This window comes from Cupriavidus sp. GW821-FHT02F09 (genome assembly GCF_059421605.1).
This window is the reverse complement of record NZ_JBWKVH010000006.1, coordinates 244,477-269,255: the sequence shown is the minus strand read 5'-3', so window position 1 is coordinate 269,255 and position 24,779 is coordinate 244,477. Positions and strand designations below refer to the sequence as shown.

The window sequence follows — 24,779 nt, the reverse complement described above, 5'->3', positions numbered from 1 at the left end:
TCAGAATCGCGGCAGGTCAGGGTGCGGCAGCAGGCCGCGCTTCACATGCATGCGGCCGTACTCGGCGCAGCGCGCCAGCGTGGGGATGGCCTTGTCGGGGTTGAGCAGGCGCGCCGGGTCGAAGGCCGCCTTGACGCCAAAAAACAGCTCGCGCTCTTGCGCGGAGAACTGCACGCACATGGAATTGAGCTTCTCCACGCCCACGCCGTGCTCGCCGGTCACCGTGCCGCCCAGCTCCACGCAGCTTTCCAGGATGTCGGATCCGAACAGCTCGGCGCGGTGCCATTCGTCCTGGTCCGCACCATCGAACAGGATCAGCGGGTGCATATTGCCGTCGCCCGCATGGAACACGTTCATGCAGCGCAGGCCGTACTTGCGTTCCATCTCCTCGATGCGCTTGAGCAGCGTGCCGATATGCTTGCGCGGGATGGTGCCGTCCATGCAGTAGTAGTCCGGCGAGATGCGCCCGGCGGCGGGGAAAGCGTTCTTGCGCCCGCTCCAGAAGCGCAGCCGTTCGGCCTCGCTTTGCGACACCTGGATGCGGCTGGCGCCGGAAGCGCGCAGCACCTCGCTCATGCGCTCCACTTCCTCGGCCACTTCTTCCGGCGTGCCGTCGGACTCGCACAGCAGGATGGCGGCGGCGTCCAGGTCGTAGCCGGCGCGCACGAATTCCTCGACCGCGGCGGTGGCGGGCTTGTCCATCATCTCCAGCCCGGCCGGGATGATGCCGGCGCCGATCACATCGGCCACCGCGTTGCCGCCCTTGGCCACGTCATCGAAGCTGGCCATGATCACCTGCGCCAGCTGCGGCTTGGGGATCAGCTTGACGGTCACCTCGGTGACCACCGCCAGCATGCCTTCGGAGCCGATCACGGCGGCCAGCAGGTCCAGCCCCGGCGCGTCAGGCGCTTCCGAGCCGAATTCCACCACTTCGCCCTCCATCGTCACGGCGCGCACGCGCAGCACGTTGTGTACCGTCAGGCCGTACTTCAGGCAATGCACGCCGCCCGAGTTCTCGCTGACGTTGCCGCCGATGGTGCAAGCGATTTGCGAGGAAGGATCGGGGGCGTAATAGAGGTTGTACTGCGCGGCGGCCTCGGAGATGGCGAGATTGCGCACGCCGGGCTGGACCACCGCGGTGCGCGAGCGCACGTCCACGCTGACAATGCGCTTGAACTTGGCCAGCGACAGCACCAGGCCGGTGGCGATCGGCATGGCCCCGCCGGACAGGCTGGTGCCGGCGCCGCGCGGCACCACGGGCACCTGCAGCGAGTGGCACAGGCGTAGGATGGCGCAGACCTGGTCTTCGTTGTCGGGCAGCGCCACGGCCATCGGCACCTGGCGATAGGCTGCCAAGCCGTCGCACTCGTAGGGCACGGTGTCTTCGGGTTTCCACAACAACGCCGCATCGGGCAGGATTTTCGCCAGGCCGGCGAGCAACGCGCTGCGGCGTGCGTCGTCGGCGACCAGTGAGACTTCGTGCGGGGCGTTCATGGCAACTCCTGTTATGGCCGCCGGCGCCCGCCATGGCAGGGCGGACGCGGGTGGGGAGCAAGGACTATAGCGCAGCCAGGTGGCTGCGCAGCCTCGTGGCAACGTGAATTCCGCATGGCAGGCCGATCAAAATCGCTCATGACGGCGTGGGCGCGGAACGTGCCATGCGGGCGGTGGCGAGGGGATCCTCGCAGGCTGGCCGGTACCAATCCAGCTTAGCACCGGCGCGGCGCAAGGCGGCAATAGGCCGCTTTATTGTCCGCGCGGCGCCAGCATGTGTACCATTTCCAGCTTGTCGTGATAGTCCGGTGCCACATAGAGCGCCTGCGGCTCCACGCCGTAGCGCACGAAGCCCATGGCCTCATAGAGCGCGATCGCTGGCGCATTGATGACGTTGACGCAGAGCGTGACCTGGCGCAGCCCGGGCATGTCGGTGGCCACCGCCAACGCCTGTTCCATCAGCTGTCGCCCGAGGCGCCGGTCGCGATAGCCCGGCGCCACATACATGCCCCAGATAAACGCCTTATGCCGCTGCTTGGCCTTGTCCTCGCGCATCAGCCCGACCACGCCGGCCAGCGCGGTGCCGCCCTCGGTGGCTTCAAAGGCGCCGATCACGGCCTTTTCGGGCGTTGCCTCAAGGCGGCCGGCGACGGTGGCCAGCGGCAGGTCACGCTCTTCCTCGAAGCTGGAACCGAAGGCAGCGGGCGCCTCCAGCAGGCCTTCGAGGCGCAGTGCCTGGAAGGCGCTAGCATCGGTGGGGGTGAGCAGGCGGATCTGCATGGGCATCATGCGTGCTCCTGGTTGGCAGTCACGAGCTGCTGTCTGGCGCGTCGTTCCCGATATGCCTTGACTGCCCATTGTGTAACAGCTGTAGCAAGGATTGCCATGGGAAAGGCGATCGCGATGGTGCTTTGCGGCAAGAGTACGGCCAAGGTGAAGCAGAACGCGACAAAGGAAAACAAGCCTGCCGCCATCGAAGCCAGCAAGGCGACGACAAAGTCCGGGCCGGCTGCCCGGTGCGAGAACACCGACAGCACAATGCCAAGCACGGGGAACACGGCCAGCAGCCCGCTCCAGGTGGAGCCGATCGATGCCGACAGGGTCGTTACCGCGACCGTCAGGGCCGCACCGGCCAGCATGCGCATCAGCAGCCCCGCGCGAGACACGGGAGCCGCCAGCCCGGCGGGACCGGGCGGCGGAAAGAGCGACGGGCAGATGCCTAGCGTGAGCAGCGCCAAGGCCAGAGCGGTGAAGGGCGAGAAGGGCAGCCTGCCAAGCAACGCCGCCGCGGCCAGCCAGGCACCCAAGGCAGCCGTCAGCGCCAGCGGCCATCCGTGCCGGCGGCAACTCCAGGCATAGGCCAAACTGAACGCGACCGACGCGAACACGGCGCAGAGGGCGCTGGTAGCCGCTGCTGCGGCAAATGGCGCGCCACGCTCCAGTGCAATCAAGAACAGGATCGGACCAACCACCACGGGCATGCCGGCCAGCAAGCCGGCCACGCTGGGGCCCCAGCGTTTGCCCGCTATGGAGATGCATGCGATGAAGCCGGGTACCAGTAACAGCTTCAGGGCGAGCATTGGCAGGATTCCTCTTCGCTGATGTTCAGGTTTGGGTTTGGAGGTGCTACCAGTCCAGGCTGAGCAGCCAGTCGACAAAATACCGTGCCTCCGGCTTGAGCGGCGCCTGTTCGCGCTCGACGATGTAGTAGCCGTGCGGCGACACCGATTCGATGTCCAGCAGCCGCACCATCTGGCCCAGCGACAGCCAGTGCCGGGCCATGCGCTGGCGCACCAGCGCGACGCCCTGGTTGGAGGCGATGGCTTCGAGCATCAGGCCGATGTCGTTGAACTGCGGGCCGGTCTGGGGCTCGGGCCAGTCCAGGCCGGCGGTCTCGAACCAGGGCTTCCAGGGTTCCAGCGGGCTGCGCAGCAGCACCAGGTTGTGCAGGTGCTCGGGTTTGGTGATGGCGCGGCCGTCGATGCGCTCGTAGTACTCGCGCCCGCAGGCCGGGAACACGGGCTCGACCAGCAGCTTGGTGGTCTTCAGGTCGGGGTAGCGCCCGGTGCCGTAGCGGATCTCCACATCGGTGTCTTCCGCCTTCACGTCCAGGAAGGGGATGGCCAGGTGCAGCTCGGTGTCGATGTGCGGGTACAGCGCCGTGAACTCGGGCAGGCGCGGCACCAGGTGCTGGCGGCCGAAGGTGGGCGGGATCGCCACGCGCAGGCGGGTGCGCAGCTTGTTGTACTCGGGCCGGGCCAGTTCGTTGAGCGCCTTGAGGGCATCCTGCACATTGCGCAGGTAGCGCGTGCCAGCGGCCGTCAGCCGCAGCGCGGCGTTGGCGCGCACGAAGAGGTCCTCGCCCCACAACTCCTCCAGGTTCTTGATGCGGTGCGACACCGCGCTGGGCGTGACCGACAGCTCCTCGGCCGCGCGTGCGAAGCTGCCCAGCCGGGCGGCGGCTTCGAACGCGATCAGCAGGTGCAGCGGCGGGACGCGGTTGAACACGGATGCCATGCCGCGCGATCCCTTAGCGTACCGGGCGGAAGATCTTGCCCGGGTTGAGGATGTGGTTGGGATCGAGCGCGTTCTTGATGGCGCGCATCAGGTCGAGCGCGTCTTCGCCGTGCTCGCTGACCAGGAAATCCATCTTGTGCAGCCCCACGCCGTGCTCGCCGGTGCAGGTGCCGCCCATGGCCAGCGCGCGCTCCACGATGCGCCGGTTGATGGTCTCGGCCTCGGCGAGCTCCTCGGGCTTTTCAGGGTCGGTGAGGATCGCGACGTGGAAATTGCCGTCGCCCACATGGCCCACGATGGGGCAGGGCAGGCTGGACGCGTTGAGGTCACGCTCGGTCTCGGTCACGCAATCGGCCAGGCGGGAAATCGGCACGCACACGTCGGTGGTGACCGCCTTGCAGCCCGGCTTGAGCTGCAGCATGGCGAAGTAAGCGGTATGGCGCGCGTTCCACAGGCGGCTGCGGTCTTCCGGCCGCGTGGCCCACTCGAAGCCCTGGCCACCATTGTCGGCGGCGATCTGCTGCACGGTCTCGGCCTGCTCCTTGACGCCGGCCTCGGTGCCATGGAATTCGAAGAACAGGTGCGGCGCCTCCGGCATGGACAAGTTGTCGTGCCGGTTGATGGCGCGGATGGCCAGTGCGTCGACGAACTCCACGCGCGCGACGGGCACGCCCAGCTGGATGGTCTCGATGGTTGCCCGCACCGCGCTGCCCATGCTGGGGAAGCTGCAGATGGCCGCCGAGATGGCTTCGGGCTGCGGGTACAGCCGCACCGTCACCTCGGTGATGATGCCCAGCGTGCCTTCGCTGCCGATCATCAGGCGGGTCAGGTCGTAGCCGGCGGAGGACTTGCGGGCGTGGGTGCCGGTCTTGATGATGCGGCCGTCGGCGGTGACCACCGTCAGCGCCAGCACGTTCTCGCGCATGGTGCCGTAGCGCACCGCGTTGGTCCCGGAGGCGCGCGTGGCGCACATGCCGCCCAGCGAGGCATCGGCGCCGGGGTCGATCGGGAAGAACAGGCCGGAGTCCTTGATTTCCTGGTTCAGCTGCTTGCGGGTCACGCCCGGTTGCACCGTCACGTTCAGGTCTTCGGGTTGCACCGACAGCACCTTGTTCATCTGCGACAAGTCCAGGCTGATGCCGCCAGCCACCGCCAGCAGGTGGCCTTCGAGCGAGGAACCGGCGCCGTAGGCAATCAGCGGCACACGGTGCTCGTTGCACAGCCGGGCCACTTCGGCCACTTCCTCGGTGGTGTGGGCGAAGACCACGCCGTCCGGCGCTGCCGGCGGGAAGGGGGACTCGTCGCGGCCGTGGTGGTCGCAGACGCCGGGGGAGGTGGAGAAGCGCTCGCCGAAGCGGGCCTGCAAGGCGTCACGCACGGCGGCGGGCAGGGGTTGGCGCACCAGCGCGGCGTGGGCAAGGGGTTGGTTCATGGCGTCTCCGGCGGGTCTGTGGGGACCGGGGACGCGCAGCGTCGGCCATGGCAAAAGGCCGCGCTGAACGGCGCCGGCAATCGCACCCGGTAGCGTATCAAGCGAATCCCGTTATTCTACGCCGCGCCAGGGGCGGCTCGTTGGGCGGGCGCCGCAACCGCCACCCGGCGCCGGGCAGCGCGCTAACGCGAAGGGGCGGATGCGCGCCATAATGCTGGATTCGCCAACGCAGGAGACCCGCATGGGCCATCGCCTCTCCAAGATCGCCACCCGCACCGGAGATGCCGGCACCACCGGGCTTGGCGACGGCAGCCGCATCAGCAAGGACAGCCTGCGCATTGCCGCCATCGGCGATGTGGACGAGCTCAACTCGAACCTCGGCGTACTGCTCACCGAGACGCTGCCCGACGACGTCCGCACGGCCTTGCTGCATATCCAGCACGACCTGTTCGACCTTGGCGGTGAGCTCTCCATCCCCGGCTACGTGCTGGTCAAGCCCGAGCAGGTGCTGCAGCTGGACGCATGGCTGGATCACTACAATGCCAACCTGCCGCGCCTGGCCGAGTTCATCCTGCCGGGTGGCAGCCGGGCCGCGGCGGTGGCGCATGTGTGCCGCACGGTGTGCCGGCGCGCCGAGCGCGCGCTGGTGGCGCTGGGCGCGCAGGAAGCCCTGAGCGAGGCGCCCCGCCAGTACCTGAACCGCTTGTCCGACCTGCTGTTCGTGTTGTCGCGCGTGCTCAACCGGGCCGGCGGGGGCAGTGATGTCCTGTGGCAGCGAGGCCGTTAGCCGATCCAGTTTTAAATGATGTAAGCAGCACAAAAACCACGCTTGGCGCGCAACGTCTCCTAACACCCTGCAACTTGGCCAGCCAGCCTGCCGTTGATCAGAAGGAGAAGCCGAGAAATTTAGTCGGAATTGCACTTCCGGCCCTTGAAATGGCCCCGGACGGCCACATTTCGGCCTCAGGATGAATTGCAGTCCCCGCGGATAGCGGGGCTCAAGAGGAGAGAATAATGGGTAAGATCATCGGTATCGACCTCGGTACCACCAATAGCTGCGTCGCGATCATGGAAGGCAATACGCCCAAGGTGATCGAAAATGCCGAAGGCACGCGTACCACCCCTTCGATCATCGCCTACATGGAAGACGGCGAGATCCTGGTGGGCGCGCCTGCCAAGCGCCAGGCGGTGACCAATCCGCGCAACACCCTGTATGCGGTGAAGCGCCTGATCGGCCGCAAGTTCGAAGAAAAGGAAGTGCAGAAGGACATCGGCCTGATGCCGTACACCATCGTCAAGGCCGACAACGGCGACGCATGGGTGTCCGTGCGCGACCAGAAGCTGGCACCGCCGCAGGTGTCCGCCGAAGTGCTGCGCAAGATGAAGAAGACCGCCGAAGACTACCTCGGCGAGCCGGTGACCGAAGCCGTGATCACCGTGCCGGCTTACTTCAACGACTCGCAGCGCCAGGCCACCAAGGACGCTGGCCGCATCGCAGGCCTGGACGTCAAGCGCATCATCAACGAGCCGACCGCGGCCGCGCTGGCCTTCGGCCTGGACAAGAACGAAAAGGGCGACCGCAAGATCGCCGTGTATGACCTGGGTGGCGGCACGTTCGACATCTCGATCATCGAGATCGCCGACGTTGACGGCGAGAAGCAGTTCGAAGTGCTGTCGACCAATGGCGACACCTTCCTGGGCGGCGAAGACTTCGACCAGCGCATCATCGACTACATCATCGGTGAGTTCAAGAAGGACCAGGGCGTCGACCTGTCCAAGGACGTACTCGCGCTGCAACGCCTGAAGGAAGCCGCTGAAAAGGCCAAGATCGAACTGTCGAGCTCGCAGCAGACCGAAATCAACCTGCCGTATATCACGGCGGATGCCTCCGGTCCGAAGCACTTGAACCTGAAGATGACCCGCGCCAAGCTGGAATCGCTGGTCGAGGAACTGATCCTGCGCACCATCGAGCCGTGCCGCATCGCCATCAAGGACGCCGGCGTCAAGGTCAGCGAAATCGATGACGTGATCCTGGTCGGCGGCATGACCCGCATGCCCAAGGTGCAGGAACAGGTCAAGGAATTCTTCGGCAAGGAAGCGCGCAAGGACGTGAACCCGGACGAAGCCGTCGCCGTTGGCGCCGCGATCCAGGGCTCCGTGCTGTCGGGCGACCGCAAGGACCTGCTGCTGCTGGACGTGACGCCGCTGTCGCTGGGCATCGAAACGCTGGGTGGCGTGATGACCAAGATGATCACCAAGAACACCACCATCCCGACCAAGCATGCGCAGGTGTTCTCGACCGCTGACGACAACCAGCCGGCCGTGACCATCAAGGTGTTCCAGGGCGAGCGTGAAATGGCCACCGGCAACAAGCTGCTGGGTGAGTTCAACCTCGAAGGCATCGCGCCGGCCGCACGCGGCACGCCGCAGATCGAAGTCTCGTTCGACATCGACGCCAATGGCATCTTGCACGTGGGCGCCAAGGACAAGGCGACCGGCAAGGAAAACCGCATCACCATCAAGGCGAACTCGGGCCTGTCGGAAGACGAGATCCAGCGCATGGTGAAGGACGCCGAGGCCAACGCCGAGGAAGACAAGAAGGCCCGTGAGCTGGCGGACGCCCGCAACCAGGCCGACGCGCTGATCCACTCGACCAAGAAGGCTGTCGCCGAATACGGCGACAAGCTGGAAGCGGGCGAGAAGGAAAAGATCGAAGCCGCGATCAAGGAACTGGAAGACGCCGCACGCGGCGGCGACAAGGCCGAGATCGATGCCAAGGTCAGCGCGCTGTCCGAAGCCAGCCAGAAGCTGGGCGAGCGTGTCTATGCGGACATGCAGGCCCAGGCCGGCGAAGCAGGTGCGGCGGGCGCCGCGGGCGCGGCCGGTGCCGGTGCTGCCGGCGCGGGCCATCAGCAAGCCCATCCGCAGGACGATAACGTCGTGGACGCCGAGTTCAAGGAAGTCAACGACAAGAAGTAATGGAAGAGCGGGGCGGGGGCGCGGTGCGCAACACCAGCGCCAGCCCCCATCCCGACGCCGGGCGACGGACATTGGACCAAGCGGGTTACCGCCGTCGAATGCCTCGCTCGGCTTTTTTGCTATTTCGCCCGGGCGGGCTTTGGACGCTTCCGGGCCCATCAGGTAAGCAGCCACCATGGCAAAACGTGACTTTTACGAAGTGCTCGGGGTGGGCAAGAACGCCGGCGACGACGAGATCAAGAAGGCCTATCGCAAGCTGGCGATGAAGCACCACCCGGACCGCAATCCGGACAGCAAGGATTCCGAAGAGAAGTTCAAGGAGGTCAAAGAGGCCTACGAGATGCTTTCGGACCCTGAGAAGAAGGCAGCCTACGACCAGTACGGCCACGCCGGTGTCGACCCCAACATGGCGGGCGGCTTCGGCGGCGGCGGCCAGGCCTACGGCGGTTTCGCCGAAGCCTTCGGCGACATCTTCGGCGATATTTTTGGCCAGCAAGGCGGCCAGGCTGGCGGCGGACGCCGTGGCGGCGGCCCGCAGGTGTACCGCGGTGCTGACCTGCGCTACAGCATGGAAATCACGCTGGAGCAGGCCGCCCACGGCCACGACGCGCAGATCCGGGTGCCCCACTGGGACGAGTGCGAGCATTGCCACGGCAATGGCGCCGAGCCCGGCACCAACGTCGAAACCTGCCCGACCTGCCATGGCGCGGGCCAGGTGCGCGTGTCGCAAGGCTTCTTCTCGATGCAGCAGACTTGCCCCAAGTGCCACGGCACCGGCAAGCACATCCCCAAGCCGTGCACCAAGTGCCACGGTCAGGGCAAGCTGAAGTCGCAGAAGACGCTGGAAGTGAAGATTCCCGCCGGCATCGACGAGGGCATGCGCATCCGCTCCTCGGGCAATGGCGAGCCGGGCATCAACGGTGGCCCCCCGGGCGACCTGTATGTGGAAGTCCACATCAAGCAGCACGCGGTGTTCGAGCGCGACGGCGACGACCTGCACTGCCAGATGCCGATTTCCTTCGCCACCGCGGCGCTGGGCGGCGACCTGGAAGTGCCCACGCTGGGCGGCAAGGCCAGCTTCCCGGTGCCGGAAGGCACCCAGCCCGGCAAGACCTTCCGCCTGCGCGGCAAGGGCATCAAGGGTGTGCGCTCGGGCTACCCCGGCGACCTCTACGTGCACGTGAACGTGGAAACGCCGGTCAAGCTGACCGAGGCGCAGAAGGACATCCTGCGCCAGTTCGATCGCTCGGTGCATGAAGGCGGCTCGCGCCACAGCCCGCAGGAGCAATCCTGGCTCGACAAGGTGAAGAGCTTCTTCAGCTGATCCGGCTTGGGGCATGCGGCCGGCCACGCGTTGATGCGTGGCCGGCTTTTTTGTTTTGAGGGCGCCGAAAAAACCGTGGGCTTCGCTTGAACTGGCTCCTAGCTAAGCCACCCCTCTCCCCAGCCCTCTCCCCCTGAGGGGAGAGGGAGCGAAAGCCGTCGTCAGGGCGGGCGGCTTTGGCCCGCTCCGCGACTTCGGCCGGTGCCTCAGGTTTGCTCCCCTCTCCCACTTGTGGGAGAGGGGCCGGGGGAGAGGGCGGGCGCGCGATAATGCAATGTCGCCCGCTTTATGGCGACCTCAATTTATGCTGGTGATTTCCCGTGGCAGTCTCCCTGACCCGCTCGTCTTCTTCCTCAATCTCACAAGCGCCCGAATCCGGCTCTGCCGGCGCCGCCGAGCCCTTCGTCCTGCTTGACGACGCCACCGCCGCCCCCGGCGAGGCATCTTCGCGCCTGTACACCGGCTTCGCCCGTGAAGATGCGCTGCCCGACGCCTCCGAGCTCGACGCGCTCGACGCCATGCTGGCCGAAGGCTGGCGCCAGGGCTGGCATGCCACGCTGCTCGCCCCCTACGAATTCGGCGGCCCGCTGGTCGGCGTGCCGGTCCATGTCGACCACGCGCTGCCTTTCCATGACGGCGCGCTGCGCCTGCTGTGGTTCCGGCAGATGCGCCGGCTGGACACGCGGGAGGTCGCGCAGTGGCTGGCGCCGTCCTCGGGCGAACCGGCCGGCGTGATGGACGTCACGGCCGACACGCCGGAAGCCGCCTTCCACGCGGCCATTGCCCGGATCCACCAGTGGATCGAGGCTGGCGATACCTACCAGGTCAACTTCACGCAGCGGCTGCGCTTTGCCGCTTTCGGCGATCCGCTGGCGCTGTATGCCGCGCTGCGCGCCGCTCAGCCGGTGCCCTACGCCGCGCTGGCGCGGCTGCCGGGCGATGGCTGGGTGCTGTCGCTGTCGCCGGAATTGTTCGTCCGGCATGACGGCCAGGGCCAGTTGCTCACCCGCCCGATGAAGGGCACGGCGCCGCGCACGGGTGACGACGCGCGCGATGCCGAGGCCGCGCTGGCGCTGGCGGCCGACCCGAAGAACCGCGCCGAGAACGTGATGATCGTCGACCTGCTGCGCAACGACCTGGGCCGCGTCGCGGTGCCGGGTACGGTGGCCGTGCCCGATCGCTTCGTGGTGCAGCCCTTCGGCCAGGTGCTGCAGATGACCTCCACCGTGACTGCCAAGGCGCGCGCCGGCACCAGCCTGGCGGATCTGATGCGCGCGCTGTTTCCCTGCGGCTCCATCACCGGCGCGCCCAAGCGGCGCACCATGGAGATCATCGGCGAGCTGGAGCGCGCGCCGCGCGGCCTTTACACCGGCTCGCTCGGCTGGATTTGCGCGCCCGGCGAAGGGCAAGCGCAGGCATGGCCGGGTGCCTTTGCGCTGTCGGTCGCCATCCGCACGCTGGTATTGGGCGCGCAGGGCGCCGACGGACTGCGCGCGGGCGAGATGGGCGTGGGCGGTGGCATCGTGCATGACAGCGACGCCGCGGGCGAATTTGCCGAGTGCGGCTGGAAGGCGCGCTTCCTGACCGCGCACGATCCGGGCTTTACCTTGTTCGAAACCATGCGGGTGGAAGACGGGGCGTGCCAGCGCCTGGATCAGCATCTGGTGCGGCTGGCGGCTTCCGCTGCGTGCTTCGGCTTCGGGTTTGAGCACGCTCGCGCGTTGGCGTTGGTGCAGGCGGCCGTGGCGGATCTCGGGGCCGGCACCTGGCGCCTGCGGCTGGCGCTGGACAAGGCGGGCAGCTTCACCGTTGCCCACGGCCCGGTGGCGCCGCTCGCCGCGGCCCCGGTGCGCGTGGTGCTGGCCGCGCAGGCGCTGCCGGTCGCGGACGCGTTGCGCCGCCACAAGACCAGCGCGCGCGCCGTCTATGACGCCGGCTGGCAAGCGGCCGAGCGCGCCGGCGCCTTCGACAGCCTCTTCTTCAACGCCCGCGGCGAGCTGCTCGAAGGCGGCCGCAGCTCGGTGTTCGTCAAGGTGGAAGGCGAGTGGCTAACGCCGCCGCTAGCCGCCGATATCCTGCCCGGCGTGATGCGCGCTGCGGTGCTGGGCGAAGGTGCACGCTACCTCGGCGGGACGGTGCGCGAGGCGGTTGTCACGCGGGCCATGCTGCTGAGCGCGGAGGCACTAGCGCTGGCGAATTCGTTGCGGGGCGTGCTATTGGCGGAGTTGCCGGCAACAGCCTGATCCAGGCGTTCAGGGGTGGCGCGTATCCAGCCGCCCGTCGCCAAGCTTCCAGCGCACCACGCCCGGCAGGTTGATCAACTCGCGATCGTGGCAGACCATCACCACGCTGCGGCCTTCGGCGGCCAGGTCCTGCACCAGGCCGATCACCTGCTCGCGAGCGTGGCCGTCCAGGCTGGAGGTGGGCTCGTCCAGCAGCAGCAAATCGGGCTCCAGCACCTTGGCGCGGGCCAGTGCCACGCGCTGCACCTCGCCGCCGGACAGGCATTCGGGGGCGGTGTCCTGCACGTGCGTGATGCCGGCCCAGCCCAGCGCGGCTCCCACGCGCCGCCTGACTTCGTCGTCGGGCATGCCACGCGCCTTCAGGCCATAGGCGATGTTCTCGCGCACCGAGGTGCGAAACAGGTAGGGATGCTGGTGCAGGTAGGCAATGCGCTGGCGCAGCGCGGCGGGCAGCGGATCGAGTGCGGCGTTGTGCGGCGTGCCGTCCGCGCTGGTCCAGGCCACGGTCGCGCCGGGTGCGCGCTCCAGCCCCGCCACCATGCGCAGCAGCGTGCTCTTGCCCGCGCCATTGACACCGGTCAGCACAACCACAGCGGCGCGCGGGAAGGCAAGCTCGGCAATATCGAACAGCCCCCGCGCGCCTACCTGGCGCTGCAAGCCGCGCACCGTCAGCAGCGGCGGCAGCTGGGAAGGCGGCAACGCCTGCCCGTCAGGCGTGCGGCGCGCGGGCAGGGTGCTCATCGGCGAAATCCTCCCGCGCCTTGCAGCCACGCCAGCATCACATTGACGAGCACTGCCAGTGCGATCAGCACAACGCCCAGCGCAATACCCTGGGCGAATTCTCCCTTGCTGGTTTCCAGCGCGATGGCGGTGGTGATGGTCCGGGTGGCGCCTTCGATATTGCCGCCGATCATCAGTGCCGAGCCGACTTCGGCGATGACCCGCCCAAAGCCCGCCACCAGTGCGGCCATCAGGCCAAAGCGCATCTCGCGCAGGACGGTGAAAAAGGTTCGCCAGCGCCCGGCACCCAGTACCCAGGCGGTTTCACGCAGCCGCGCATCCGCCCCCTGCAAGGTGGACAGGGCAAACGCCAGCACCACCGGGAAGCCGATCACCGCCTGTCCGAGCACCATGCCGCTGCGGGTAAACAGCAAGGAGAAGTTGCCCAGCGGCCCGTGGCGGGTGAACAGCAGGTAGAGGACCAGCCCGACCAGCACGGTCGGGAAGGAGAGGAAGGCCTGCGCCACCACCACCACCACACGCCGCCCGGGAAAATCGTGGGTGGCGATCAGGTAGGCCGCGCCGATGGCGGGCACGGCGGCCATCGCCAGCCCGAGCACGGCCACCACCAGCGAGGTCCAGACGATGAACCAGATGGCGCCGTCACCGCTGGCCAGAAGCGCAAAGGCCGCGGCGGTGGCGGCACCGATCTCCATTGCCGGCGCGCGCTCAGGCCGAGAAGGTGTGCTCGACGGCCGGGAAGCTGCCGTCCTTCACGGCCGCCACGTAGGCGCGCACGGCGGCCTCGATCGAGCCGGCGCCTTCCATGAAGTTGCGCACGAACTTGGCCTTGCGGCCCGGGTAGACGTTGATCATGTCCTGCAGCACCAGTACCTGGCCGGAGCAATCCGCGCCGGCGCCGATGCCGATGGTCGGGATCGTCAGTAGGCCGGTGACCACGCCGGCCACAGCCGCCGGCACCGCTTCCATCACGATCAGCTGGGCGCCCGCGGCTTGCAGCGCGAGCGCGTCGCGCTTGAGCTGCGCCGCGCTTTCGTCGGTCTTGCCCTGCACCTTGAAGCCGCCCAGCGCGTGCACCGACTGCGGCGTCAGGCCAATGTGGCCGCACACCGGAATGCTGCGCTCGACCAGGAACTTGACGGTGGGCGCGAGCCAGTCGCCGCCCTCCAGCTTGACCATTTGCGCGCCGGCCCGCATCAACGCCACGGCGCTGGTGAAGGTGGCTTCCGGGGTGGGATAGGTGCCGAATGGCAGGTCCGCCACCAGCAGCGCGCTCTGGTTGCCGCGTGCCACGCATTCGGTGTGATAGACAATCTGTTCGAGCGTCACGGGCAGCGTGGTCTGCTGGCCTTGCATGACATTGCCAAGGGAGTCGCCGACCAGCAGCACCTCGACCCCGCAGTAGTCGAGCAGCGCGGCGAAGCTGGAGTCGTAGGCGGTCAGCATGGCGATTTTTTCGCCGGCGGCGCGCATCGCTTGCAGCTTGGGGATGGTGACGGTCTTGCGGGAGGGGTCGAGGAGGTAACTCATGACGTTGGGCCGGTAGAGAGACGGGAGACGGGCCGGCCGCAATGCGGCAGTGCATTCATGATCGGTGCATCAACGCATCTGCATCCGTGCGGCAAGGCCTTTGCCCCTTTCAGTTCGTACTGCGCGAGGCGCTCGGCCCCAGGATGGGGCCACGGGATTCGCGGCAGCGACTGCTGTCGTTATGGTGAAGGCTGGCAGGCGGGAGAGCCTGTCAGGGCGCAGCGAGATTGAGAAAGGCCTTGCGGCCACGCATGTTTTCGATGCGCGACAGTAGTGTACGGAAATCGGCGTCGTTGTCTACCGGGCTGAAGTGGGCGGTGTCGACGATCATGACCGGTGCTTCGTCGTAGCGATGGAACAGCTCGCCGTAGGCATCCGACAATCGCTCCAGATAGGCATCGTCGATGCTGGACTCGCCAGGCGCGTTGCGCCGGGCGATGCGCTCGCGCAGCAGGGCGGGTGAGGCCTGCAGCACGATGACGAGGTCTACACGCTGGCCTTGGGCCGGCAGGCGCGCGGCGAGGGCGTCGTACAGCGCGAGTTCGTCCTCGGGCAGGGTCAGCCCGGCGTAGAGGCGGTCCCGGGTGTGCAGGAAATCGCCTACCACGCGCTGGCCCGCCAGCAGTGCCGCCTGCCAAGCCTTGAGCTGCTGCGCGCGCTGGTTCATCAGCGACAGCTGCAGCGGCAGCGCGTATCGCGCGGGCTCGCGGTAGTAGCGTTCCAGGAAGGGGTTTTCGCGCGCAGCATCGAGCAATTCGCCGGTGCGCAGGGTTTGCGCCAGGCGTTGCGCGAGCGCGGTCTTGCCGGCTCCGATGGGGCCTTCCACCACAATGCGGCGCAGGTGTTCGAGCATGGGCGGGTCCGGTCGGCTAGGGGGAACTACACAGTACAGGGCGGATAAAGCGGGGCCGGCTTGCCGCTGCCGGCCATGGCTTCAGGAATCGCTGCGCGCGTCCAGTTGCCGCGTGCACTTGCAAAAGGAGACCTTCTCGACGCGCTGCGTGCTGACCGCGGCCAGGTAATCCGCCGCGCGGCCAAGGCCGGGGACAACCAGTTCGGCATCCAGCTCAAGCAGCGGCACCAGCGTGAAGGCGCGTTCGGCCAGGCGTGGATGCGGCACCACCAGCTTTTCGTCCTGGTGGATTTCGTCGCCAAAGACCAGCAGGTCCAGGTCGAGGGTGCGTGGTGCGTTGCGGAAAGGCCGCTCGCGGCCAAACTGATCCTCGATGTGGTGACAGATGCGCAATAGCTGGGCGGCGGTGAACGAGGTCTCCACCTTGACCACCGCGTTGTAATAGTCGTTGCCCGTCGCATCGACCGGGGCCGTGCGATAGAGCGACGATCTCGCCAGCACCGTGATGCCGACCTGCTGGGCCAGGCACACGATGGCATCTTTCAGAGCCTGCCGGGCGTCACCCAGGTTGGCTCCGATGCCGATAAAGGCAAGTGTCATTACGATTCCTCCGGCTGGACGCGTACCTTGCCGGTTTTCCGGTCTGCAGTGGAGCCGGATTCCTGGCTCGCGTCCATATCACTCCGCGGAGAAACTTTATCCGATTTCCGCGGACTGCGCCGGCGGCGCTTCTTGCGTGCCGGGCCGCCGCTGTCGCTGCTATCGCCATCTCCGGCGGGTTCAAAGCCTTCGGCATCGCCCGCGCCGCCGCTGCCGCCGCCGCCTTGCTTGCCGGCGCCGCGCACCGGGCGCACTGCCTCGATCAGGTCCTCGCGGCCGTGGCTATCGGCATCCTGGAAGTCTTGCCACCATTTCGCCAGCTCGGCCGGCTGCTCGCCGGATTCGCAGCGCAGGTAGAGGAAATCGAAGCCGGCACGGAAGCGCGGCGATTCGATCAGGCGGAACGGCATGCGGCCCACGCGCTTCTCGAAGCGCGGCTGCATGCCCCAGATGTCCCGCATGTCGGTGACAAAGCGGCGCTGGATGGCGAGCTGGCCGGTCTGGCGTTCCAGCACGTCGTCCATGGCGATATTGAGCGCGGCGATGGCGTGTTCGCCTTGCTCGCGCAGCGTGGTCCAACGCTGCAGCACGTGGTGCCAAAGCAGCGCGGCAAACAGGAAGCCCGGCGAGACCGGCTTGCCAACCTGCACACGCTGGTCCGTGTTGTCCAGCGCCAGTTGCACGAAGCGCTGGCCCATCGGCTGCTCCAGCGCGACATCCAGCAGCGGCAGCAGGCCGCGGTGCAGGCCAGCCTTGCGCAGCTCCTGCAGCGACGCCCAGGCATGGCCTGACATCAGCAGCTTGAGCATCTCGTCGAACAGGCGCGCGCTGGGCACATTGTGGATCAGCGAGGCCAGGTCGGCGATCGGCTGGCGGGTGTCCTCGTCGATCGTGAACCCGGTCTTGGCGGCGAAGCGCACCACGCGCAGCATGCGGATGGGGTCTTCGCGGTAGCGTGTGACCGGATCGCCGATCATGCGCAGCGTGCGTGCGCGGATGTCCTCCATGCCCTGGTGGTAGTCGTACACTAGTTGCTGGGCGGGGTCGTAGTACATCGCGTTGATGGTGAAGTCGCGGCGTTCCGCGTCTTCGGCCTGCGAGCCCCACACGTTGTCGCGCAGCACGCGGCCAGAGGCATCGATCGCGTGGGTCTTGCTGTCGAGCTCGGAGCGCTTGAGGCGGCGCCCTTCGGGCAAGGTCTCGCTGGCGACCGCGTCGACCAGCGCGCGGAAGGTGGAGACTTCAATGATTTCCTGCTCGCGCCCGCCATAGAACGTCACGTGCACGATCTGGAAGCGCCGGCCGATGATGCGCGAGCGGCGGAACAGCGCCTGCACCTGGTCAGGCGTGGCGTTGGTGGCGACGTCGAAGTCCTTGGGCTTGATGCCCAGCAGCAGGTCGCGCACCGCGCCGCCGACGATAAACGCCTCGTAGCCCGCCTGCTGCAGCGTGGAGGTGACCTTGATGGCGTTGCGCGAGATCAGCGACTGGTCGATCTGGTGCTCGGCATGCGCAACGATATTCGGCGCATGGGCGCGCTGGCCGCGGCGTTTGACGGGGCGCTGCTGGGTGCCCGGCTTGCCTAGCAGCCGGTTGATTAGCTTTTTGATCACGTCAGAACAGGTCCATGATGCGCCAGCCTGACGCGGCGGCGTGGTGACGCAGGCGATCGTCCGGGTTGGCGGCGATCGGCTCGCTGACCTTCTCCAGCAGCGGCAGGTCGTTGGCCGAGTCGCTGTAGAAGGTGGTGTTTTCGAAGGCATCCCAATGGGTGCCCATGCTCTTTAGCCAGGCTTCCACCCGGGTTATCTTGCCCTCGCGGAAGCTGGGGATGCCATCCACTTCGCCGGTGAAGGCGCCGTCGGGCTTGCCGTTGGCGGTGGCCGGCTCGGTGGCGATCAGGTGCTTGATACCGAAAGCCGCCGTGATCGGGGCGGTGACGAAACTATTGGTAGCGGTGACCACGGCGCACAGGTCGCCGGCGTCGAGGTGCTTGTAGACCAGTGCACGCGCCTGCGGCGTGATGACCGGATCGATCACTTCACGCATGAACTGGCTGCGCAACGCTTCCAGGTGGTCGCGCGGATTGGCCGCCAGCGGCGCCAGCGCGAAACGCAGGAAAGCCTGGATATCCAGGGTGCCAGCCTTGTAATGGCCGAAGAACTCGTCGTTCCTGCGGCGGTAGAATTCCTCGTCGACAACGCCCAGGCGCACCAGGAAGCGGCCCCATTCGTGGTCGCTGTCGGTCGGGAGCAAGGTGTGGTCGAGGTCGAACAATGCCAGATTCATGGGCGGCGATTTTACATTAACGTGACTGTGAGAGCTTTCTTAACGTCTCTGGATGCCAACAAAGGCAAGCACGGTGCATGCCATGGGTCACGCGCGCTGGCGCGCAGGCTCTGGCTCACTCGCGCAACTCGGCAAACATTTCCCGCAACAGGGGCAGCGTGACGGCGCGCTTGCGTTCCAGCGAATAGGTGTCCAGTGCGTCCAACAGCGCCATCAGGCTGGGCATGTCGCGGTATTTGCGCGTGACCAGCCAGTGCGGGATTTCCGGCGAAAGCTGCAGCCCGCGCTCGCGCGCGGCCTGCACCAGCGCCGCCATCTTGTCCTCGTCCGACAGCGGTGCCAGCTGATAGACCAGGCCCCAGCCCAGCCGCGTGCGCAGGTCCTCGCGCACCGGCATGGCCAGCGGCGCCTGGCTGCCGGCCACCACGATGGCGGTGCGCACGTGAGCCCGGACCTCGTTGTACAGCGAGAACACGGCGATCTGGCGCGCTTCGTCGAGCAGTTCCACATCGTCCACGGTGTAGAGCTGGCAACTCGGGTCGAAGATGAAGTCCGACAAGGCGTGATGCGGGCTCAGGTAGCGGCAACGGATGCCGGCCTGGTAGCCACTGTCGCAGACCGCATGCAGCAGGTGGGTGCGGCCCGAGCCCACTTCGCCCCACAGGTAGATCAGGCGGTCGGCGGCCCGCTCCTGCGCTACTGCCGTGGCCAGGTCGCGCAGGCGCTGCACCGGCTCGCGGTTGACCGCAACGAAAAAATTCTCGAAGGTCGAGGGCGGCGGACTGCCAAGTTCAAGCGATAGCTGCTTGGGACGCTGAAACATGACTTATCGGTTACTTGTTGTGCGAATCATCTGTCAGGTAAACGCGTCGCGGCTGGCAGGCGCTGACCGCCTGTAGGGCGCGGGCAGAACGGCCGGTGGCTGCCGGAATCATCTTCATCGGGAATGGCTGCGGACAATACTTCATGACACGGAACACCGGAAACTGGAAGCCGGAAGCCCGTATCCGTTAAAATTGCAATTCTACTGGACTCGCGGCCGCAAATCGCCGTCGTGAGCGCCGCATTCCTCACTTCATACTCCAGGAAAAGCAGGTTCCCATGAGCGCATCCCCCACTTCCGGCCAGGCAGGCCTCTCCTACCGCGATGCCGGCGTCGATATCGACGCGGGCGACGCGCTCGTCGACCGCATCAAGCCGTTCGCCAAGCGCACCATGCGCGAAGGCGTGATGGCCGGCATCGGGGGCTTCGGCGCACTGTTCGAGTTGTCCAAGAAATACAAGGAACCGGTGCTCGTTTCCGGCACCGACGGCGTGGGCACCAAGCTCAAGCTGGCCTTCCAGCTGAACCGCCACGACACCGTGGGTCAGGACCTGGTCGCCATGAGCGTCAACGACATCCTGGTGCAGGGTGCTGAGCCGCTGTTCTTCCTCGACTACTTCGCCTGCGGCAAGCTCGACGTGGAAACCGCGGCGACCGTGATCAAGGGCATCGCCCATGGCTGCGAGCTGTCCGGCTGCGCGCTGATCGGTGGCGAAACCGCCGAAATGCCCAGCATGTACCCCGACGGCGAGTACGACCTGGCCGGCTTCGCGGTCGGCGCCGTGGAGAAGAGCCGCATCATCGACGGTACCACCATCGTGCCGGGCGACGTGGTGCTGGGCCTGGCTTCGTCGGGCGCGCACTCCAACGGCTACTCGCTGGTGCGCAAGATCATCGAAGTGGCCAAGCCGGACCTGAACGCAGACTTCCACGGCCAGCGCCTGCAGGACGCCATCATGGCGCCCACCCGCATCTACGTGAAGCCGCTGCTGTCGCTGATCGAGACCCTGCCGGTCAAGGGCATGGCCCACATCACCGGCGGCGGCCTGACCGAGAACGTGCCGCGCGTACTGGCGCAGAACGTGACCGCCGTGCTGCAGCGCGACGCCTGGACCCTGCCGCCGCTGTTCCAGTGGCTGCAAGCCCAGGGCAATGTTGCCGACGACGAAATGCACCGCGTGTTCAACTGCGGCATCGGCATGGTGGTGATCGTCGCCAAGGAAGACGCCGACCGCGCCATTCGCCATCTGCAAGCCGCTGGCGAAGCCGTGTGGCAGATCGGCGAAATCCGCGAGCGTGAAGAAGGCCAGGCACAGACCATCGTGGTCTGAGCGGTCCCGCTCCAATAAAAAAACGGCGCATGCTCAGGCATGCGCCGTTTTTTTATGCCCGCCGGGCGCTGAACGAAGCCTGTGGGACAGGCCAAGACCGTTTGCAATGGCGACGGTCTGCGGAGTTACTCCGTCGCGCCCAGCTTCGCCAGCGCGTCCCCGGTCACCCGGCAAATTCGCCAGTCCGGCATCACGTCCGCACCCATTGCCCGGTAGAAATCAATGGAAGGCGTGTTCCAGTCCAGCACGCTCCATTCGAAGCGGCCGCAGCCGCGCTCCACCGCCAGCGCCGCAAGATGCTTGAGCAGGACCTTGCCCAGCCCATGGCCGCGCCAGGCGGGGTCGACATAGAGATCTTCCAGATACAGCCCGGGCTTGGCCAGGAAGGTCGAGAAATTGTGGAAGAACAAGGCGAACCCGACGGCCTGCGGACCCTGAGCGCCGGGGACCTCCACCAGCACAGCCTCGGCATGCGGGCGCGGGCCAAACAGTGCCTCGCGCAGTTTTTCCGGCGTGGCTTCGACCAGGTGGGTGAGTTTCTCGTATTCGGCCAGTCCCGTGATCAGCGCGAGCAAGGTTTCGCAATCGTCGGAAGTGGCGGGGCGCAGTACGAAATCGGTGGCAGGCATGGCGGGATTTGACGTCATCGGCAAGATATAAACGACGATTATCGCTTATCCGTCACACTCGTTCCCCATTCCCCATTCCCCATTCCCCATTCCCCATTCCCCATTCCCCATTGACGCTACGCTTGCCCGATCCGCGCCAGCCGCGCCACCTGCGCGACGTAGTCCTGCGCCAGGCAGTCCACAACCTCCCGCTCGGGCGTGCTGCGCAGCCAGGTCAGCTGGCGCTTGCAGAGCTGCCGGGTGGCGGCCAGGCCGCGCTCGCGCATGGTGTCGAAATCGGTCTCGCCGTCGAGGTATTCCCACACCTGCCGGTAGCCGACGCAGCGGATCGCGGGCAGCGCAGGCTGCAGGTCGCCGCGCGCGCGCAACCGTTGCACTTCCTCGATAAAGCCGCCGGCCAGCATGGCGTCATAGCGGGTGGCGATGCGCGCGTGCAGCACGGCGCGGTCCGACGGCTCCAGCGCGATCACGCGGTAGCGTCGGTCGGCCGCGCCGGCAAAGGCGCGCTCGTCGGCCTGCCGCGCCAGCAGCGCCGACATGGGCTGGCCGGACAGGCGGTGGATCTCCAGTGCGCGCTGGATGCGCTGGGCATCGTTGGGCGCGAGGCGCGCCGCGGTGACCGGGTCCACCTCGGCCAGCATGGCGTGCAGCGCCGGCCAGCCGCGCTCGGCGGCCAGCGCGTCCAGCTCGGCACGCAGGGCCGGATCGGCTTGTGGGAGGTCGTTCAGGCCCTGCGTTAGCGCCTTGTAGTACAGCATGGTGCCGCCGACGATCAGCGGTTCGCGGCCGCGCGCGCGGATCGCCACGATCAGCCGCTCGGCGTCGGTGACGAACTGGGCGGCCGAGTAGCTATCGGCCGGATCGATGATGTCGATCAGGTGGTGCGGCACCGTGGCCAGTTCGGCGGGCGAGGGCTTGGCGGTGCCGATGTCCATCTCGCGGTAGACCAGGGCCGAGTCCAGGCTGATGATCTCGATCGGCGTCTGCGCGGCCAGCGCCAGTGCCGCGGCGGTCTTGCCGGAGGCGGTGGGGCCGAGCAGGCAGACCACCGGCGCGTGGCCTGATGCGGGCGCGGCGGTGCCGCTGGGTGAGGCTGTTGTCATCGAGTCATCGAGTCGTCGGGCATGCGGCTTACTGCCCGCGCAGGAACAGGCGATCGAGTTCCGCCACGGTCAGCTGCACCCAGGTGGGCCGGCCGTGGTTGCACTGGTCGGCGCGCTCGGTCTGCTCCATCTGGCGCAGCAGCGCGTTCATTTCTTCCAGCGTGAGCTTGCGGTTGGCGCGCACCGCGCTGTGGCAAGCCAGCGTGGCCAGCAGTTCGTTCTGGCGCTCGACCAGCACGCGCGAGCCGCCGAAGGCTTGCAGGTCGCGCAGCACGTCGCGCGCCAGGGCTTCGGTGTCGGCCTGCTTGAGCAGAGCGGGAATCGCGCGGATTGCCAGCGTGGTGGGCGAGACCTGCGCGATGTCGAAGCCGAGCAAGGTGAGGGTTTCCTGATGCTCCTCGGCCGTGCCGATTTCCACGGGGCTGGCTGTGAGCGTGACCGGGATCAGCAGCGACTGCACCGCGAGCTCGCGCGCTTCGAGCGCGGTCTTGATCTGCTCGTAGAGGATGCGCTCGTGGGCGGCGTGCATATCCACCAGCACCAGGCCGCGCGCGTTCTGCGCCAGCACATAGATGCCGTGCAGCTGCGCGATGGCATAGCCCAGCGGGCTGGCCTCGTCTTCGGGAAGTTCCTGGCGGGCCAACTGGTCCAGCAGGCCGGGCGGGTCGTTCTCGCGCGCGGCTTGCGCATCGGCCAGCCAGGCCGGGGGTGTGGCGCCCGGGCCGGCCGGCGGGACATAGGTGGCCTGGCCGCGGGAAAACCCGCCGCCCGGCTGGATTGCGTCGCGCACCATGCCGAGGTAGGCCTGCCGGGGCTGGGCCACGCCGAGCTCGGTCTGCCGTGCGGCGGCCGTGTAGTCGACCCATGGGCGCGGGCTGGCGCCGCCGCCCATGCCGCCGCTTCTGCCCGATCCGGCGAAGCCACCGGAGCCGCTGGAGCCGCTGCCAAAGCTTCGCGCGCCCGGGAATCCGCCGGCGCCACCAATCGGCTCGGCCGCCGCCGGATCGGCTGCGTCGACCGACGTATGCAGGCTGTCACCCTGCTCGCCGGCCTGCCGCGCCAGGCAACGCTGCACGGCGTGGTAGACAAACTGGTGCACCGAGCGCGATTCGCGGAAACGCACTTCGATCTTGGACGGGTGCACGTTCACGTCCACCATCTCGGGCGGCAGGTCCATGCACAGCACGTAGGAGGGGAAGCGGTCGCCGTGCAGCACGTCCTGGTAAGCACTGCGCACCGCGTGGGTAAGCAGCTTGTCACGCACGTAGCGGCCGTTGACGAAGAAGAACTGCTGGTCCGGGCGCCCGCGCGAGGCGGTGGGCAGCCCGGCAAAGCCATACAGGTGCAAGCTGCCGGCCTCTTCGTCCAGTGGCAACCGGGCATTGGCGAAGTCGGCGCCCAGCACCTGGGCGGTGCGCGTGGCGACGTCGCCGGCGTTCCAGTGCTCCATCGGCTTGCCATTGTGATGGACCGAGATGGCCACGTCCGGGCGCGCTAGCGCCGCGCGCCGCACCATCTCCAGGCAGTGGCCAAACTCGGTTTGTTCGGATTTCAGGAACTTTCTGCGCGCTGGCGTGTTGAAGTAAAGGTGCTGCACGTCGACGGTGGTGCCCACGCCGCCGGATGCGGGCTGTACCACACCGGTGTCGGCGATCACCTGCATCGCGTGGGTATCGCTGGCGGTGCGGCTGGTCAGGGTCAGCTCGGACACCGAGGCGATCGAGGCCAGTGCTTCGCCGCGAAAACCGAGCGTCAGTACCGCTTCAAGCTCGTCCAGCGAGGCGATCTTGCTGGTGGCGTGGCGCTTGAGCGCGACCGGCAGCTCATCGGCGGGAATACCGCAGCCGTTGTCGGCAATCACGATGCGGCGCACGCCACCTTCCTCCAGGCGGAGGTTGAGCTGGGTGGCGCCGGCGTCCAGCGCGTTCTCCAGCAGTTCCTTGACCACGGAGGCGGGGCGCTCCACCACCTCGCCGGCCGCGATCTGGCTGATCAGCTGGTCGGGCAGGGGGCGGATGGGACGGAGCGGCTGGGCTGGGTGCGGGGCTTGGGCAGGCATGGGCGGAATTATACGTGGGTGCGCCGCCTGGCCCATGGGCGCGCGATGGATGAAAAGTGGCTGGGCAAGGTGACTTTGGCGCCTGTCCGGTCTTGTATGATGTCGGCAAATTATCGAACGGGGATCGAATTGGATATCGCATTGCAGTTCATCGACATGCTGCTGCACGTCGACAAATACCTAGGCACCGTCATCCAGAACTACGGTGCGTGGGTCTACGCCATCCTCTTTGCCATCGTGTTCGCGGAGACCGGGCTTGTGGTGCTGCCTTTTCTCCCGGGCGATTCCCTGTTGTTTATCGCCGGCGCCTTCTGCGCCACGCACGCCATGAACGAATGGGCGCTGGTCGGCCTGCTGCTGGTGGCGGCGATCGGCGGCAATACGGTCAACTACTTTGTCGGCAGCTGGGTCGGGCCGAAAGTGTTCGACGGCCATTGGCGCTTCCTGGACCAGCAGGCGCTGCGCAAGACGCACGATTTCTACGAGCGCCACGGCGGCAAGATGCTGGTGATGGCCCGTTTCCTGCCGATCGTGCGTACCTTCGCGCCGTTCGTGGCCGGCGTGTCGCAGATGACGTTCGCCAAGTTCCAGCTGTTCAACGTGATCGGCGCGGCGGCCTGGGTGCTGGGCCTGGTGTTTGCCGGCTACTTCTTCGGCAACCTGCCGTTCATCAAGCAGTACCTGAACCTGATCGTGCTGGCGGGCATCGGCGCGGCTGTGGTACCGCTGGTGCTGGGTGGCCTGTGGAAGCTCGTGCGGGGCGGCAAGCGCCGTCCTTCCTGAGCCAGCGGGGGCAGGCCCCGGCCTGCCCCGCCTGAGTCTCAGGTTACTT

Annotated in this window: 22 protein-coding genes; 6 read left to right on the top strand and 16 right to left on the bottom strand. The window is 67.1% G+C overall.

The annotated features are described in order from the left end of the window. From AC07XB_RS10135 to AC07XB_RS10115, 5 genes are all read right to left on the bottom strand, one after another. Window positions 1-1,494 (bottom strand): FAD-linked oxidase C-terminal domain-containing protein, encoded by a 1,494-nt coding sequence (locus AC07XB_RS10135; RefSeq protein WP_492829054.1) that lies wholly within the window; start codon window positions 1,492-1,494, stop codon window positions 1-3. A gap of 252 nt (window positions 1,495-1,746) precedes the next feature. After that, complete coding sequence (locus tag AC07XB_RS10130) at window positions 1,747-2,283, bottom strand: GNAT family N-acetyltransferase (RefSeq protein ID WP_492372968.1); 537 nt, start codon at window positions 2,281-2,283, stop codon at window positions 1,747-1,749. Beyond that, the gene (locus tag AC07XB_RS10125) at window positions 2,280-3,074 is read right to left on the bottom strand and encodes a hypothetical protein (RefSeq protein ID WP_492372969.1); all 795 of its coding nucleotides are present in this window, start codon (window positions 3,072-3,074) and stop codon (window positions 2,280-2,282) included. The genes AC07XB_RS10130 and AC07XB_RS10125 overlap by 4 nt, the downstream gene beginning before the upstream one ends. A gap of 46 nt (window positions 3,075-3,120) precedes the next feature. Then, window positions 3,121-4,011 carry a LysR substrate-binding domain-containing protein gene (locus AC07XB_RS10120; protein ID WP_150985975.1) on the bottom strand — a complete coding sequence of 297 codons (891 nt, stop codon included), beginning with the start codon at window positions 4,009-4,011 and terminating at the stop codon, window positions 3,121-3,123. Between the two features lie 13 nt (window positions 4,012-4,024). Next, window positions 4,025-5,443, bottom strand: a complete 1,419-nt coding sequence (locus AC07XB_RS10115; RefSeq protein WP_492372970.1) for an FAD-binding oxidoreductase — start codon at window positions 5,441-5,443, stop codon at window positions 4,025-4,027. A 241-nt stretch (window positions 5,444-5,684) separates the two neighbouring features. On the opposite strand from AC07XB_RS10115, the gene AC07XB_RS10110 reads away from it, so the two are divergent. From AC07XB_RS10110 to AC07XB_RS10095, 4 genes are all read left to right on the top strand, one after another. Further along, on the top strand, window positions 5,685-6,230 hold the full coding sequence (locus AC07XB_RS10110) for a cob(I)yrinic acid a,c-diamide adenosyltransferase (protein WP_492829051.1): 546 nt from the start codon (window positions 5,685-5,687) through the stop codon (window positions 6,228-6,230). Between the two features lie 185 nt (window positions 6,231-6,415). Next, the gene (dnaK, locus tag AC07XB_RS10105; RefSeq protein WP_492829070.1) at window positions 6,416-8,422 is read left to right on the top strand and encodes a molecular chaperone DnaK; all 2,007 of its coding nucleotides are present in this window, start codon (window positions 6,416-6,418) and stop codon (window positions 8,420-8,422) included. Window positions 8,423-8,597: 175 nt separating this feature from the next. Beyond that, window positions 8,598-9,746, top strand: a complete 1,149-nt coding sequence (gene dnaJ / locus AC07XB_RS10100) for a molecular chaperone DnaJ (protein ID WP_150985979.1) — start codon at window positions 8,598-8,600, stop codon at window positions 9,744-9,746. A 320-nt stretch (window positions 9,747-10,066) separates the two neighbouring features. After that, window positions 10,067-11,989, top strand: a complete 1,923-nt coding sequence (locus AC07XB_RS10095) for a chorismate-binding protein (RefSeq protein WP_492829049.1) — start codon at window positions 10,067-10,069, stop codon at window positions 11,987-11,989. A gap of 9 nt (window positions 11,990-11,998) precedes the next feature. On the opposite strand, the gene AC07XB_RS10090 is transcribed toward AC07XB_RS10095, so the two are convergent. From AC07XB_RS10090 to hda, 8 genes are all read right to left on the bottom strand, one after another. Beyond that, a complete protein-coding gene (locus AC07XB_RS10090) occupies window positions 11,999-12,730 on the bottom strand; it encodes an ATP-binding cassette domain-containing protein (protein ID WP_492372973.1) in 732 nt (243 codons plus the stop codon). After that, the gene (locus AC07XB_RS10085; protein WP_492829047.1) at window positions 12,727-13,425 is read right to left on the bottom strand and encodes an ABC transporter permease; all 699 of its coding nucleotides are present in this window, start codon (window positions 13,423-13,425) and stop codon (window positions 12,727-12,729) included. The genes AC07XB_RS10090 and AC07XB_RS10085 overlap by 4 nt, the downstream gene beginning before the upstream one ends. A gap of 13 nt (window positions 13,426-13,438) precedes the next feature. Further along, on the bottom strand, window positions 13,439-14,260 hold the full coding sequence (gene panB / locus AC07XB_RS10080; RefSeq protein ID WP_492829045.1) for a 3-methyl-2-oxobutanoate hydroxymethyltransferase: 822 nt from the start codon (window positions 14,258-14,260) through the stop codon (window positions 13,439-13,441). Between the two features lie 211 nt (window positions 14,261-14,471). Further along, window positions 14,472-15,113, bottom strand: a complete 642-nt coding sequence (locus AC07XB_RS10075; protein WP_492372975.1) for a deoxynucleoside kinase — start codon at window positions 15,111-15,113, stop codon at window positions 14,472-14,474. Window positions 15,114-15,194: 81 nt separating this feature from the next. After that, window positions 15,195-15,713, bottom strand: a complete 519-nt coding sequence (folK, locus tag AC07XB_RS10070; protein ID WP_492372976.1) for a 2-amino-4-hydroxy-6-hydroxymethyldihydropteridine diphosphokinase — start codon at window positions 15,711-15,713, stop codon at window positions 15,195-15,197. Continuing rightward, window positions 15,713-17,326: a polynucleotide adenylyltransferase PcnB gene (pcnB, locus tag AC07XB_RS10065; protein WP_492372977.1), complete on the bottom strand. Its 1,614-nt coding sequence runs from the start codon at window positions 17,324-17,326 to the stop codon at window positions 15,713-15,715. Before pcnB ends, folK begins: the two co-directional genes overlap by 1 nt. 1 nt (window position 17,327) lies before the next feature. Next, complete coding sequence (locus AC07XB_RS10060; protein ID WP_492829043.1) at window positions 17,328-18,002, bottom strand: histidinol-phosphatase; 675 nt, start codon at window positions 18,000-18,002, stop codon at window positions 17,328-17,330. Between the two features lie 115 nt (window positions 18,003-18,117). Next, complete coding sequence (gene hda, locus AC07XB_RS10055; RefSeq protein ID WP_043349383.1) at window positions 18,118-18,825, bottom strand: DnaA regulatory inactivator Hda; 708 nt, start codon at window positions 18,823-18,825, stop codon at window positions 18,118-18,120. Window positions 18,826-19,103: 278 nt separating this feature from the next. Between hda and purM the strand changes: the two genes are divergently transcribed. Next, window positions 19,104-20,156 (top strand): phosphoribosylformylglycinamidine cyclo-ligase, encoded by a 1,053-nt coding sequence (gene purM / locus AC07XB_RS10050; protein WP_183035224.1) that lies wholly within the window; start codon window positions 19,104-19,106, stop codon window positions 20,154-20,156. A 125-nt stretch (window positions 20,157-20,281) separates the two neighbouring features. Here purM and AC07XB_RS10045 read toward each other — a convergent pair whose 3' ends face one another. From AC07XB_RS10045 to mutL, 3 genes are all read right to left on the bottom strand, one after another. Continuing rightward, window positions 20,282-20,785, bottom strand: coding sequence for a GNAT family N-acetyltransferase (locus AC07XB_RS10045; protein ID WP_416049631.1), 504 nt, complete (start codon window positions 20,783-20,785; stop codon window positions 20,282-20,284). 116 nt (window positions 20,786-20,901) lie between these two features. Beyond that, a complete protein-coding gene (gene miaA / locus AC07XB_RS10040; RefSeq protein WP_492373106.1) occupies window positions 20,902-21,888 on the bottom strand; it encodes a tRNA (adenosine(37)-N6)-dimethylallyltransferase MiaA in 987 nt (328 codons plus the stop codon). 28 nt (window positions 21,889-21,916) lie between these two features. After that, the gene (mutL, locus tag AC07XB_RS10035; RefSeq protein WP_492829041.1) at window positions 21,917-23,947 is read right to left on the bottom strand and encodes a DNA mismatch repair endonuclease MutL; all 2,031 of its coding nucleotides are present in this window, start codon (window positions 23,945-23,947) and stop codon (window positions 21,917-21,919) included. Window positions 23,948-24,103: 156 nt separating this feature from the next. On the opposite strand from mutL, the gene AC07XB_RS10030 reads away from it, so the two are divergent. Beyond that, complete coding sequence (locus AC07XB_RS10030; protein ID WP_241754543.1) at window positions 24,104-24,730, top strand: VTT domain-containing protein; 627 nt, start codon at window positions 24,104-24,106, stop codon at window positions 24,728-24,730. Window positions 24,731-24,779: the final 49 nt, after the last annotated feature.

Coding starts and splice junctions, on each gene's coding strand:
- AC07XB_RS10110 (WP_492829051.1), top strand. CDS start 5,685: ATGGGCCATCGCCTCTCCAAGATCGCCACCCGCACCGGAGATGCCGGC.
- mutL (WP_492829041.1), bottom strand. CDS start 23,947: ATGCCTGCCCAAGCCCCGCACCCAGCCCAGCCGCTCCGTCCCATCCGC.
- dnaJ (WP_150985979.1), top strand. CDS start 8,598: ATGGCAAAACGTGACTTTTACGAAGTGCTCGGGGTGGGCAAGAACGCC.
- AC07XB_RS10085 (WP_492829047.1), bottom strand. CDS start 13,425: ATGGAGATCGGTGCCGCCACCGCCGCGGCCTTTGCGCTTCTGGCCAGC.
- AC07XB_RS10120 (WP_150985975.1), bottom strand. CDS start 4,011: ATGGCATCCGTGTTCAACCGCGTCCCGCCGCTGCACCTGCTGATCGCG.
- panB (WP_492829045.1), bottom strand. CDS start 14,260: ATGAGTTACCTCCTCGACCCCTCCCGCAAGACCGTCACCATCCCCAAG.
- AC07XB_RS10125 (WP_492372969.1), bottom strand. CDS start 3,074: ATGCTCGCCCTGAAGCTGTTACTGGTACCCGGCTTCATCGCATGCATC.
- AC07XB_RS10060 (WP_492829043.1), bottom strand. CDS start 18,002: ATGAATCTGGCATTGTTCGACCTCGACCACACCTTGCTCCCGACCGAC.
- AC07XB_RS10030 (WP_241754543.1), top strand. CDS start 24,104: ATGCTGCTGCACGTCGACAAATACCTAGGCACCGTCATCCAGAACTAC.
- AC07XB_RS10115 (WP_492372970.1), bottom strand. CDS start 5,443: ATGAACCAACCCCTTGCCCACGCCGCGCTGGTGCGCCAACCCCTGCCC.
- miaA (WP_492373106.1), bottom strand. CDS start 21,888: ATGACAACAGCCTCACCCAGCGGCACCGCCGCGCCCGCATCAGGCCAC.
- AC07XB_RS10090 (WP_492372973.1), bottom strand. CDS start 12,730: ATGAGCACCCTGCCCGCGCGCCGCACGCCTGACGGGCAGGCGTTGCCG.
- AC07XB_RS10130 (WP_492372968.1), bottom strand. CDS start 2,283: ATGATGCCCATGCAGATCCGCCTGCTCACCCCCACCGATGCTAGCGCC.
- AC07XB_RS10135 (WP_492829054.1), bottom strand. CDS start 1,494: ATGAACGCCCCGCACGAAGTCTCACTGGTCGCCGACGACGCACGCCGC.
- AC07XB_RS10045 (WP_416049631.1), bottom strand. CDS start 20,785: ATGCCTGCCACCGATTTCGTACTGCGCCCCGCCACTTCCGACGATTGC.
- purM (WP_183035224.1), top strand. CDS start 19,104: ATGAGCGCATCCCCCACTTCCGGCCAGGCAGGCCTCTCCTACCGCGAT.
- folK (WP_492372976.1), bottom strand. CDS start 15,713: ATGACACTTGCCTTTATCGGCATCGGAGCCAACCTGGGTGACGCCCGG.
- hda (WP_043349383.1), bottom strand. CDS start 18,825: ATGTTTCAGCGTCCCAAGCAGCTATCGCTTGAACTTGGCAGTCCGCCG.
- AC07XB_RS10075 (WP_492372975.1), bottom strand. CDS start 15,113: ATGCTCGAACACCTGCGCCGCATTGTGGTGGAAGGCCCCATCGGAGCC.